7 protein-coding genes are annotated in these 12,520 nt (G+C 68.2%); 2 read left to right on the top strand and 5 right to left on the bottom strand.

The window, feature by feature from the left end; translation table 11 throughout:
* Window positions 1-5 precede the first annotated feature (5 nt).
* The 5 genes from ACM0M4_RS14325 to muxA all read right to left on the bottom strand — a co-directional run bounded on the left by ACM0M4_RS14325 (window position 6) and on the right by muxA (window position 9,381).
* Window positions 6-239: a hypothetical protein gene (locus ACM0M4_RS14325; RefSeq protein WP_003113319.1), complete on the bottom strand. Its 234-nt coding sequence runs from the start codon at window positions 237-239 to the stop codon at window positions 6-8.
* Between the two features lie 133 nt (window positions 240-372).
* Window positions 373-1,869: a multidrug efflux RND transporter outer membrane subunit OpmB gene (gene opmB, locus ACM0M4_RS14320; protein WP_024928845.1), complete on the bottom strand. Its 1,497-nt coding sequence runs from the start codon at window positions 1,867-1,869 to the stop codon at window positions 373-375.
* Window positions 1,866-4,976 carry a multidrug efflux RND transporter permease subunit MuxC gene (gene muxC / locus ACM0M4_RS14315; RefSeq protein WP_009876537.1) on the bottom strand — a complete coding sequence of 1,037 codons (3,111 nt, stop codon included), beginning with the start codon at window positions 4,974-4,976 and terminating at the stop codon, window positions 1,866-1,868. Before muxC ends, opmB begins: the two co-directional genes overlap by 4 nt.
* Window positions 4,973-8,104, bottom strand: a complete 3,132-nt coding sequence (muxB, locus tag ACM0M4_RS14310; RefSeq protein WP_115288775.1) for a multidrug efflux RND transporter permease subunit MuxB — start codon at window positions 8,102-8,104, stop codon at window positions 4,973-4,975. Before muxB ends, muxC begins: the two co-directional genes overlap by 4 nt.
* On the bottom strand, window positions 8,101-9,381 hold the full coding sequence (muxA, locus tag ACM0M4_RS14305) for a multidrug efflux RND transporter periplasmic adaptor subunit MuxA (RefSeq protein ID WP_003111498.1): 1,281 nt from the start codon (window positions 9,379-9,381) through the stop codon (window positions 8,101-8,103). The genes muxB and muxA overlap by 4 nt, the downstream gene beginning before the upstream one ends.
* A 256-nt stretch (window positions 9,382-9,637) precedes the next feature.
* On the opposite strand from muxA, the gene ACM0M4_RS14300 reads away from it, so the two are divergent.
* Together ACM0M4_RS14300 and ACM0M4_RS14295 are read left to right on the top strand one after the other, a co-directional pair.
* A complete protein-coding gene (locus tag ACM0M4_RS14300) occupies window positions 9,638-11,071 on the top strand; it encodes a TldD/PmbA family protein (RefSeq protein ID WP_003116857.1) in 1,434 nt (477 codons plus the stop codon).
* Window positions 11,071-12,396 carry a TldD/PmbA family protein gene (locus tag ACM0M4_RS14295; RefSeq protein ID WP_003113322.1) on the top strand — a complete coding sequence of 442 codons (1,326 nt, stop codon included), beginning with the start codon at window positions 11,071-11,073 and terminating at the stop codon, window positions 12,394-12,396. The genes ACM0M4_RS14300 and ACM0M4_RS14295 overlap by 1 nt, the downstream gene beginning before the upstream one ends.
* The last annotated feature ends 124 nt before the right edge of the window (window positions 12,397-12,520 follow it).

The following is a 12,520-nucleotide window of genomic DNA, read 5'->3' as shown; positions in this document are numbered from 1 at the left end:
CGGTTTCAGCAACCGGCGCGGCGCCGCCACAGCCGGTACTCGCCGCAGAAACCGGCGAGGAACAGCGCCAGGCCGAGCGCCAGCAGGGTCCAGGGCGTCCGCAGCGGGGCGCGCTGGAGCGGCGGTTCACCGTGCAGCAGGACGAAGCATTGCAGCAGCGCCCAGAACATCGCGGCGACGCCGCCAAGCATGGCCAGGCGGCACAACCAGCCGAGCCAGTAGCCTCGGCGCGAGGGCATTTCCGGAAACTTCCCCGACACGTATTCACCTCCACATCCGCCGCCACACTCTAGCCGAGACGCGGACGGCGGTGTGTCATGCAAGCGCAATAGCGGGGAAAGGCATTCGTCAGGAACAGGCAGCGAGAAGAACTCAGGGCGAAGGCGGCAGGCCCTCCTCGACCCGGCCGAGCCGCTCGTCGGTCCGCTCGATATCGGCGCTGTCCCAGCCGCCGCCCATTGCCGCGATCAACTGGACGCTGGCGGTCAGGCGGCTGCCGAGCAGGGTCAGCACGGTGCGTTCGTTGCTCAGCGCGGTGGCCTGGTTGGTGACCACGTCGGTGTAGTCGACGGTGCCGGCCTTGTACTGGTTCTCGGCCAGGCGCAGTGCCTCGCGGGCCGACTCCAGGGCTTCGCGCTGCACCCCGCTCTCCTCGTCGAGGACGCTCAATTGCACCAGGTAGTCCTCCACCTCGCGGAAACCGTCGAGCACGGTCTGCCGGTAGGTCGCCACGGTCTGGTCGTAGGTCGCCTCGGCCTGGTCCACCTGGGAGCCGATCAGGCCGCCGTCGAACAGGGTCATGGCGAACTGCGGGCCGATCGACCAGAAGCGGTTCGGCGTGCTGATCCAGTTGCTCAGGCTGCCGCTGCGGTAGCCGCCGGCGGCGCTCAGGGTGAGGTCGGGGAAATAGGCGGCCTTGGCCACGCCGATCTGGGCGTTGGCGGAAATCACCTTGCGTTCCGCCGAGGCGATGTCCGGCCGTCGTTCGAGCAATTGCGACGGCACCACTGCCGGCAGGTCCGGCAGCTTCGGCACGCTCGCCACCGACGGCAGGTTGAATTGCGCCGGCGGCAGGCCGACCAGCACGGCGATGGCGTGCTCCAGCTGGGCACGCTGGTACTTCAGGTCGATGGCCTGGGCCTGGGTGCTTTTCAGCTGGGTGCGGGCCTGGGCCACGTCGGCCCTGGTGACGATGCCGGCGCGGTATTTGTTCTCGGCCACCTTCAGCGAACGCTCGTAGGCCGTCACCGTGTCGTTGAGCAGGCGGATCTGTTCGTCCATCACCCGCAGTTGCAGGTAGTTCTGCGCCAGTTGCGACTGCTGGCTGAGGCGCACCGCGGCGAGGTCGGCGGCGCTGGCATGCAGGCTCGCCTGGTTGGCCTCCAGTTGCCGGCGCAGCTTGCCCCAGAGGTCGACCTCCCAGCTGACACTGAGGTTGGTCGAGTAGCTGGTGCTGATCGCGCCAGAGCCGCCGCTGCTCACCGTCGAGCCTCCCGGCAGCAACACGGTGCTGTCGCCGCCGCCCTGGCCGCTGCGGGTCTTGCCCACGTTGCCGGTGATCGACGGGAAGAACGCCGCCCGCGCGCCGCGCACCAGCGCCTCGGCCTGGCGGAACTGCGCCACCGACTGGGCCAGGGTCTGGTTGGAACGTTCCAGGTGCATCTGCAGGTCGTTCAGGGTCTGGTCGCCGTACAGCTCCCACCAGGCGCCGCGCTGGAACACGTCGCGCGGCTCGGCGCGGCGCCAGCCTTCGGCTTCCTTGAATTCGGCGGGCACCGCCAGGTCCGGTCGCTGGTAGTCGGGGCCGATGGCGCAGCCGCCGAGGGCGGCGACCAGGGCCAGGGCAAGCAACGAGGGGGTGTGTTTCATAGGGGTGTCTCCAGCGCACCGTCCGTGCGTACGCCGCGTTTCTGGTTGACCCAGTGGCGCAGGCGGTCGAGATAGAGGTAGACCACCGGGGTGGTGTACAGGGTCAGCAACTGGCTGCCGATCAGCCCGCCGACGATGGTGATGCCCAGCGGCCGGCGCAGCGCGGCGTCGCCGCCGATGCCGAAGATCAGCGGCAAGGCGCCGAGCAAGGCGGCCAGGGTGGTCATCATGATCGGCCGGAAGCGCATCATGCAGGCCTCGAGGATCGCCTCGCGCGGGCTCAGGCCGTGGTTGCGCTCGGCCTCCAGGGCGAAGTCGATCATCATGATCGCGTTCTTCTTGACGATGCCGATCAGCAGGATGATGCCGATCAGCGCGATCAGGCTCAGCTCGCTGCGGCAGAGGATCAGCGCGAGCAGCGCGCCGACCCCGGCCGAAGGCAGGGTCGAGAGGATGGTCAGCGGGTGCACGTAGCTCTCGTAGAGGATGCCGAGGACGATGTACACCGCCAGCAGCGCCAGGAGGATCAGCCAGGGCATCTGGTTCTGCGTGTCCTGCACCGCGCCGGCGTTGCCCTCGAAGCTGGTCTGCACGTCCACCGGGATGTGCAGCGGCTCCAGGGCCTGCATGATGGCCTCGCGGGTCGGGCCGATCTGCGCGCCCGGTGCCAGGTTGAAGGACAGCGTGGTGGCGGCGAACTGGCCCTGGTGGTTGACCTCCAGCGGTGCCCGGCTCGGTTCGTAGTGGCTGAACGCGGACAGCGGCACGCGCTGGCCGTCGTTGCCGATCACCTGGACCTGGCGGAGGATCTCCGGGCTCTGCTGGTACTGCTGGTCGACCTCCATCACCACCCGGTACTGGTTCAGCGGGTTGAAGATGGTCGACACCTGGCGCTGGCCGAAAGAGTCGTTGAGCACCGCGTCGACCATTTCCACGTTGATCCCCAGGGTCGCCGCGCGGTCGCGGTCGATCACCAGGCGGGTCTGCACGCCCTTGTCCTGGGAGTCGCTGTTGACGTCCACCAGCTGCGGCAGCTTGCGCATCGCCGCCTCGACCTTCGGCGCCCATTCGCGGAGCAGGGTCAGGTCGTCGCTGCGCAGGGTGAATTCGTACTGCGCGTTGCTGTCGCGGCCGCCCAGGCGCACGTCCTGGCCGGCGTTGAGATAGAGCGCCGCGCCGGGCACCTTGGCGATCCGCTCGCGCAGCCGGGTGAGGACCTTCTCCACCGGGTCGCGCTCGCCGATCGGCTTGAGAGTGACGAAGAACGAACCGGTGTTGCTCGACTGCCAACGGCCGCCACCGATGAAGCCGACCACGTTTTCCACCGCCGGATCGGAAGAGAGGATCTTGCGGTACTCGCCCATCTTCGCGCTCAGGGACTGGAACGAGATGCTCTGGTCGGCCACCGCGTAGCCGCGCAGGCGCCCGGAGTCCTGCTGCGGGAGGAAGCCCTTGGGCACCACCACGAACAACCAGAGGTTCATGGCGATGCAGGCCAGCATGATCACCACCATCAGCCGCGAGTGCTCCAGCGCCCAGCCCAGGCTGGCGCGGTAGCGCAGCATGAAGGCGGCGAAGAAGCGATCGCTGCGCCGCGCCAGGGAAGCGCCTTCGGGCCGTTTCAGCGGACGCAGCAGACGCGCGCAGAGCATCGGCGTGAGGGTCAGGGATACCACCAGGGACACCAGGATCGCCGCCGAGAGAGTCACCGCGAACTCGCGGAACAGCCGTCCGGTGAGGCCGCCCATGAGCAGCAGCGGGATAAACACCGCGACCAGCGAGAGCGTCATCGACAGCACGGTGAAACCGACCTGGCGGGCGCCGGTGATCGCCGCCTGGATCGGCGGATCGCCCTCCTCGATGCGTCGGGCGATGTTCTCCACCACCACGATGGCGTCGTCCACCACGAAGCCGGTGGCGATGATCAGCGCCATCAGCGACAGGTTGTTCAGGCTGAAGTCGCACAGGTACATGACCGCGAAGGTGCCGATCAGCGAGACCGGCACCGCCAGGCTGGGGATCAGCGTGGCGCGGCCGTTGCGCAGGAACAGGAAGACCACCAGGATCACCAGCGCCACCGAGATCAGCAGGGTCAGCTCGGCCTCTTCCAGCGACGCACGGATCGACGGGCTGCGATCGTCCATCACGTTCAGCCTGACCTGCGGCCCGAGCAGTTCCTGCAACACCGGCAGTTGCGCGTGGATGGCGTCGGTGGCCTCGATGATGTTGGCGCCGGGCTGGCGGGTGACGATCAGCAGCACCGCCGGCAGATCGTCGGAAAAGCCGGCGTTGCGCACGTCCTCCACCGAGTCGCTGACCTTGGCCACGTCGCCGAGGCGCACCGCGGCGCCGTTGTCGGCGTTGTAGTGGATCACCAGCGGCTCGTACTCGCGGGCCTTGCGCAACTGGTCGTTGGCGTCCACCTGCCAGTGCTTGTCGTCCTTCTCGACGGCGCCCTTGGGGCCGTTGCTGTTGGCCGCGGCGATGGCCGTGCGCACGCTGTCCAGGGACAGCCCGTACTGGCTCATGGCATCCGGGTTGAGGTCGACCCGCACCGCCGGCAGCGAGCTGCCGCCGATGCTCACCTGCCCTACCCCCTGCACCTGCGACAGCTTGGGCGCCAGCACGGTCGAGGCGAGGTCGTACATCTCGCCGCGACTCTGGGTCTCCGAGGTCAGGGTGAGGACCATGATCGGCATGTCCGAGGGGTTGGCCTTGCGGTAGCTGGGATTGTTCGGCATACCGCTGGGCAGCAGGCTCATCGCGCCGTTGATCGCCGCCTGCACCTCGCGGGCGGCGCCGTCGATGTCCTTCTCCAGGTCGAACACGAGCACCACGGTGGTCGAGCCCAGCGAACTGCTGGAGGTCATCTCGCTGATCCCGGCGATCCGTCCCAGCGAGCGCTCCAGCGGCGTGGCCACCGACGAGGCCATGGTTTCCGGGCTGGCGCCCGGCAGGCTGGCGCTGACCACGATGGCCGGAAAATCGACGTTGGGCAGCGGCGCCACCGGCAGCAGGCCGAACGACAGGGTGCCGGCCAGCAGCAACGCCAGGGTCAGCAGCGTGGTGGCGACCGGGCGGCGGATGAAGGGCGTGGACAGACTCATCGCCCGGCGTCCCCGTCGAACCCGGCCTCGGTGTTCAGGTCCAGCCCGCGCTGCTTGCGCCAGGCCGCCCAGCGACGGGCCAGGCGGTCGAAGTAGAGATAGATCACCGGGGTGGTGAACAGGGTCAGGACCTGGCTCAGCAGCAGGCCACCGACCATGGTGATGCCCAGCGGCTGGCGCAGCTCGGCGCCGGCGCCGCCGGCGAGCATCAGCGGCAGCGCGCCGAGCAGCGCGGCCATGGTGGTCATCAGGATCGGCCGGAAGCGCAGCAGGCAGGCCTGGTAGATCGCCTCATGGGGCGGCTTGCCTTCGTTGCGCTCGGCGTCGAGGGCGAAGTCGATCATCATGATCGCGTTCTTCTTGACGATGCCGATCAGCAGGATGATGCCGATGATCGCCACGATGCCGATCTCCTGCCCCGCCAGCATCAGCGCCAGCAGCGCGCCGACCCCGGCCGAGGGCAGGGTCGAGAGGATGGTCACCGGATGGATGAAGCTCTCGTAGAGGATGCCCAGGACGATGTACATGGTCACCACCGAGGCGAGGATCAGCAGCAGCGTGTTCGACAGCGAGGCCTCGAAGGCCAGCGCCGCGCCGCGGAAGCTGCCCTGCATGCTCAGCGGCAGCTCCAGGCTGGCCTCGACGCCACGGATCGCCTCGACCGCCTCGCCCAGGGAGTAACCCTTGGCCAGGTTGAACGACAGGGTCGCCGAGGGGAACTGGGCGATATGGTTGATCGCCAGCAGGGTATGCCGCTCCTCCACCTTCGCCAGGCTCGACAGGCGCACCTGGGTGCCGTCGCTGGACGGCACGTAGAGCTGCTCCAGGGCCTGCGGGCCGAGCTGGAACTGCGGCGCCACCTCCAGCACCACGCGGTACTGGGTGGCCTGGGTGAAGATGGTCGAGATCAGCCGCTGGCCGAAGGCGTTGTAGAGCACGCTGTCGATGTCGGAGAGCTTCACGCCGAGGCGCGAGGCGGTGTCGCGGTCGATGTTCAGGTAGGCCTGCAAGCCCTTGTCCTGCCAGTCGCTGGCGACGTCGGCGAGCTGCGGCAACTCCTGCAGCCGCGCCACCAGCTTCGGCACCCACTCGGCGAGCACGTCCGGGTCGGCGTCCTGCAAGGTGAACTGGTACTGGGTGCGGGCGACCCGGTCCTCGATGGTCAGGTCCTGCACCGGCTGCATGTACAGCTTGATTCCGGGCAGGTGGTCGAGTTCGGGCTGCAGGCGCTGGATCACTTCGCTGGCGGTGACGTCGCGCTCGCTGTGCGGCTTGAGGTTGATCAGCAGGCGGCCGGTGTTGAGGGTCGGGTTGCTGCCGTCGACGCCGATGTAGGAGGACAGGCTGGCCACCGCCGGGTCCTTCAGCACCACCTCGGCAAGGGCGCGCTGGCGCTCGGACATGGCCTGGAAGGAGATCGACTGCGGCGCTTCGGCGACGCCCTGGATCACCCCGGTGTCCTGCACCGGGAAGAAGCCCTTGGGCATGGCCAGGTAGAGCAGCGCGGTCAGCGCCAGGGTGGCGATGGCCACCAGCAGGGTCAGCGGCTGGTGCCGCAGGACCACCCGCAGGGCCTTGGCGTATTGTGCGATCAGGCCATCGATGACCCGCCCCGCGGCGCGCGCGAAGCGGCCCTGCTGGTCCTCGTCGATGTGGCGCAGCAGCTTGGCGCTGAGCATCGGCGTAAGGGTCAGGGAGACGAAGCCGGAAATCAGGATCGCCACCGCCAGGGTGATGGCGAACTCGCGGAACAGCCGCCCGGCGACGTCGCCCATGAACAGCAGCGGGATCAGCACGGCGATCAGCGAGAAGGTCAGCGAGATGATGGTGAAGCCGATCTGCTTCGAGCCCTTGAGCGCCGCTTCCAGCGGCGAGTCGCCCTGCTCCAGGTAGCGGGCGATGTTCTCCACCATGACGATCGCGTCGTCGACCACGAAGCCGGTGGCGATGGTCAGCGCCATCAGGGTCAGGTTGTTGATCGAGAAGCCGGACAGGTACATCACGCCGAAGGTACCGATCAGCGACAGCGGCACGGCGAAGCTGGGAATCAGGGTGGCGTAGACGTTGCGCAGGAACAGGAAGGTGACCATCACCACCAGCGCCACCGCCAGCGCCAGCTCGAACTGCACGTCCTTGACCGAGGCGCGGATGGTGGTGGTGCGGTCGGTCAGCACCTGCACGTCGAGATTGCCCGGCAGGGTCGATTGCAGCTGCGGCAGCAGCGCCTTGATCCGGTCGACCACCTCGATCACGTTGGCCCCCGGCTGGCGCTGGATGTTCAGCACCACCGCCGGCAGGTTGTTGGCCCAGGCGGCCAGGCGCACGTTCTCGGCGTCGTCCTCGACGCTGGCGACGTCGCGGATGCGCAGCGGCGAGCCGTTCTTGTAGGCGATGATCAGGTCGCGGTAGGCGTCGGCCGAGCGCAACTGGTCGTTGGCGTCCAGGGTCGAGGCACAGGTCGGGCCGTCGAAGCTGCCCTTGGGGCCGTTGAGGTTGTTGCTGGTCACCGTGCTGCGCAGGTCCTCCAGGCTCAGCCCCGCCGCCGCCAGCGCCGTCGGGTTGGCGCGCACCCGCACCGCCGGGCGCTGGCCGCCGCTGATGCTGACCAGGCCGACCCCGGAGATCTGCGAGATCTTCTGTGCCAGGCGGGTATCCACCAGGTCCTGGATCTGCGGCAGCGGCATGCCGTCGGACATCACCGCCAGGGTCAGGATCGGTGCGTCCGCCGGATTCACCTTGCTGAACACCGGCTGGTTCGGCAGGTCGTTGGGCAGCAGGCTCTGCGCGGCGTTGATCGCCGCCTGGACTTCCTGCTCGGCGACATCGAGGTTGCTCTGCAGGCTGAATTGCAGGGTGATCACCGAGGCGCCGCCGGAACTGCTGGAAGACATCTCGTTGAGCCCCGGAATCTGCCCGAGCTGGTTCTCCAGCGGCGCGGTGATCGACGAGGTCATGATCTCCGGGCTGGCGCCGGGGTACAGGGTGACCACCTGGATGGTCGGGTAGTCCACTTCCGGCAACGCCGAGATCGGCAGGAAGCGGTAGGCGATCAGGCCCGAGAGCAGGATCGCCACCATCAGCAGGGTGGTCGCGACCGGCCGCAGGATGAACGGGCGGGACGGGTTCATTCAGCGCTCCCGCTACCCACCGAGTCGCCCTGGAGGCCGCTGGGGCGGCCAGTCTGCGGTTTCTGCGGCTCGCCCTCGAGGACCTGCGGGGAGGCCTCGGCGACACGCACTTCCATACCGTCGCGCAGGCGGTCGGTGCCTTCCACCACCACCTGCTCGCCGGCCTTCAGGCCGCTTTCCACCACCACCCGCTCGTTCTCGCTGGTGCCGATGGCGACGCTGCGCTGGCTGACCTTGTTGTCGGCGCCGACCACGTAGACATAGATACCGTTGGTGCCGCGCTGCACGGCGTTGGCCGGAATGGTCAGCACGCCCTTGAGGGTCTGCGCCAGCAGGCGCACGTTGACGAACTGGTTGGGGAACAGCTTGCCGTCGGCGTTCTCGAAGCGCGCCTTGAGCTTGACCGTGCCGGTGGTGGTGTCGATCTGGTTGTCCAGGGTGGTCAGGGTGCCTTCGGCGAGAACCTTGTCCTGGTTGCGGTCCAGCGCGGTGACCGCCAGCTTGCCGGGGCCGTTCATCTGCTCGACGACGGTGCCGATCTGCTGCTGCGGCAGGCTGAACACCACCGAGATCGGCTTGACCTGGGTGATCACCACCAGCGGCGTGGTATCGCCGCTGGTGACCAGGTTGCCGATGTCCACCTGGCGCAGGCCGAGGCGCCCGGAAATCGGTGCGCGGACCTCGGTGAAGGTCAGGTTGAGGCGGGCGTCGTCGACCTGGCCCTGGTTGGTACGGATGGTGCCCTGCAACTGGCGGACCTGGGCTTCCTGGGTATCCAGGGTCTGCTTGGCGATCGAGTCCTCGGCATACAGCCCCTTGTAGCGCTGCAGGTCGATCTCGGCGTTCTTCAGTTGCGCCTGGTTCTGCATCAGCGTGCCCTCGGCCTGGGCCAGCGCCGCCTTGTAGGTGCGCGGGTCGACCACCGCCAGCAGGTCGCCGGCCTTGACCTCCTGCCCCTCCTGGAACAGCACCTTGACCAGCTCGCCGTTGACCCGCGGCTTGACGTTCACCGTGTTGAAGGCGGTGACGGTGCCAAGCGCGTTGAAATGCAGCGCCAGGTCGCCCTGCTCCACCCTGGCCACGCCGACGGTGAGCGCGTTGGCCTTGGGCAGCGCGGCGCCCGGCTTGCCGCCGCGACCGGGTCGCCCGTCGGAGGACGGTGCCGAGGCGGGCGCCGCCAGCCACATCACCAGGCCGATCACGGCGGCGAAGGCCAGGGCGGTGATCAGCCACGGGCGCAGGGTACGGAACTTGGATTTACCGGTCGTTGGAGTCATGGTTCTTCTTCAGGCTTAGAACGGAGGCGCTTTTTCCAGGCTGCACGATAAGCATTGCAGGGGCCCAGGCAAAGCCTCTTTACCCGCTATTTACCCTTGCTTTACCGATAGTTAGGCATTCCGCCCGCATGCTTCGGCGAGCCACCCGCAGCCTGGCACCAGGCTATGACAACAAACGGCTTGCTCCGTTACGGGCGAAGGCTTGAAATAGAGCGTTCTGCATTCGCCCACTCCGCAATCGGCCAGGGACGCACAGATGATCGACCCGTTGAAACACCGCTTCGCGGCGCTCCGCAGTCGCGCCGAATTCCACTCCTTGCGCTACGTCCAGCGTAGCGGCGAGTACCTCTCGGTGCGCCGCAACGTCAGCGAACCGCCGCACTTCAGCCAGGACCGCGGCGCCATGCTCTGCGTACGGCTGAACGGCGTGGAAGCCTACGCCGCCACCAACGATCTCTCCGCGGCCGGCCTGCAGGCCGCCCTGGAGCAGGCCGAACGGCAAGCCGAGCGGATCGCCCGGCACGCCCTGTTCGACGTCCGCGGATTGCCGCCGGCAAGCGGCCGCTCGCAGTATCGCTCGCCGAACCAGGACGCCCCTTTCCCCTCCCTCGCCGAGTGCTACGAACTGCTCGCCGAGGAGTCCGCCAAGGTGCCGCGCGACGAGCGCCTGGTGAACTGGAGCGTATTCCTCGAAGTCAGCCGCCAGGAACAGCTCTACCTGAACAGCGCCGGCGCCGAGCAATACCACGAGCAGCGCTTCGTCTATCCTGGCGCCAGCGTCACCGCCTACGACGGCCATGACAGCCAGACCCGCAGTTTCGGCGGCCACCATGCCGGCCAGCAGGGCGGCGCCGAAGTGATCGAGCGCCTCGGCCTGGTCGGCGCCGCGCCGCGCATCGCCGACCAGGCCCTGCAACTGCTGGCGGCGCCGAACACCCCGAGCGGCCGCTGCGACCTGCTGCTGATGCCGGACCAGATGATCCTGCAGATCCACGAGTCGATCGGCCACCCGCTGGAGCTGGATCGCATCCTCGGCGACGAGCGCAACTACGCCGGTACCAGCTTCATCAAGACCGAGGACTTCGGTCGCTACCAGTACGGCTCCAGCCTGCTCAACGTCAGCTTCGACCCGGAAATCCCCGAGGAGCTGGCCAGCTACCGCCAGGACGACGACGGCAGCCCCGCGCGCAAGGAATACCTGATCCGCGAAGGCCGCCTGCTGCGTCCGCTCGGCGGCGCCCTGTCGCAACACCGCAGCGGCCTGGAGGGCGTCGCCAGCAGCCGCGCCAGCAGTTGGAACCGCGCGCCCATCGACCGCATGGCCAATCTCAACCTGGAGCCCGGCGACAAGAGCTTCGCGCAGCTGGTGGCCGGTATCGAGCGCGGGGTGCTGATGTCCTACAACCGCTCCTGGTCGATCGACGACGCACGCAACAAGTTCCAGTTCGGCTGCGAATGGGGCCAGTTGATCGAGGACGGCGAACTCAAGGGCGTGGTGAAGAACCCCAACTACCGGGGCATCTCCGCGCAGTTCTGGCGCAACCTCAGCGCGGTGGGCGACGCCGGCACCTTCGAGGTGCTCGGCACGCCCTACTGCGGCAAGGGCGAGCCGAACCAGGTGATCCGTGTCGGCCACGCCTCGCCGGCCTGCGTATTCAGCGATGTGGACGTATTCGGGGGAGATACCTGATGCACCAGAGACAGCATTTCGAAGCCCTCGCCGAGGACCTGCGCCGGCATCTGGCCGAGGGCGAGGACTTCACCCTCTGGTACAGCGCCGAGGACTCCGAGTTCATCCGCTTCAACCGGGCGCGGGTGCGCCAGGCCGGCCGGGTGCGCCAGGCCAGCGCGCTGCTCCGGCTGATTCGCGACGAACGCCAGGCGAGCCTCGACCTGACGCTCTCCGGCGCGCCGGAAGAAGACCGCCAGCGTCTGGCCGAAGGCCTTCGGCAACTGCGCCAGAGCCTGGCCTGGATTCCCGCCGATCCCTATCTGCTGCTCGACACCTCGGCCTGGCAGCGAGAGAACCAGGACCTCGGCGCAGCGCCCGACAGCGGCGCGCTGCTGGCCAGCCTCGAACGCCGGGCGCGCGACCTCGACCTGGTCGGCATCTATGCCGCCGGACCGCTGTTCCGTGGCTTCGCCAACTCCTGGGGCGCCTTCGGCTGGCATGCCGGCAGCAGCTTCAACTTCGACTGGAGCCTGTTCCATGGCAACGGCCAGGCGGTGAAGGCCGACTACGCCGGCCAGCGCTGGGACGACGAAGCCTTCGCCCGGCGCTTCGAACAGGCCCGGGAGCAGCTCGGCCACCTGGGCAAGCCGCTGCGCCAGTTGCGCCCCGGCGACTATCGCGCCTACCTGGCGCCGGCGGCGCTCGAGGAAGTCATGCAGATGCTCTGCTGGGGCGGTTTCTCCGCGCGCGCCCTGGCTACCGGCGAAAGCCCCCTGCAACGCCTGCAGAACGGCGACGCCCTGCTCAGCCCGCTGCTGAACCTCGCCGAGCGCCCTGCCACCTCGCCCTCCCCGGCATTCAGCGCGGAAGGCTCGCCGCGCGCCGAGGTCGAACTGGTCGGCAACGGCCGCCTGAGCGGACGCCTGGTGAGTTCGCGCAGCGCCCGCGAATATGGCCTGGTAGCCAATGGCGCCGGCGCCAACGAGGCGCCCACGGCGCTGGACATGGCCGGCGGCAGCCTGGAGCAGGCGCGCATCCTCGAGGCCCTGGATACCGGCCTGTACATCGGCAACCTGTGGTACCTGAACTACTCGGACATGCCCGCCGCACGCCTGACCGGAATGACCCGCTTCGCCACCTTCTGGGTGGAGAACGGCCAGATCCGGGCGCCGGTCAGCACCATGCGCTTCGACGACAGCCTGTACAGCTTCCTCGGCGCCCACCTGGAAGACCTCAGCCACGAGCGCGAACTGCGCCTGTCCAGCAATACCTACGGCGAACGCCAGACCGACTCGATGCACCTGCCGGGCGCGTTGACCGGGCGCTTCACCCTCACGCTCTGAGCCCGCGCGGCGCTCCCCGGCGGTTCGCCGCCCGGGAGCGCCGCGTGCGCAATCCGAAGAACACCCGCCGATATTCTGGCGCCATTATCACGCCACCATAAACGGACCGGCTCCCTCCTCGTTC

It is taken from the genome of Pseudomonas sp. 18-147 (assembly GCF_051048045.1).
GTDB classification, from domain to species: Bacteria; Pseudomonadota; Gammaproteobacteria; order Pseudomonadales; family Pseudomonadaceae; genus Pseudomonas; species Pseudomonas aeruginosa.
The sequence above is the reverse complement of the archived record's forward strand: the minus strand, read 5'-3'. Positions and strand labels throughout refer to the sequence as shown.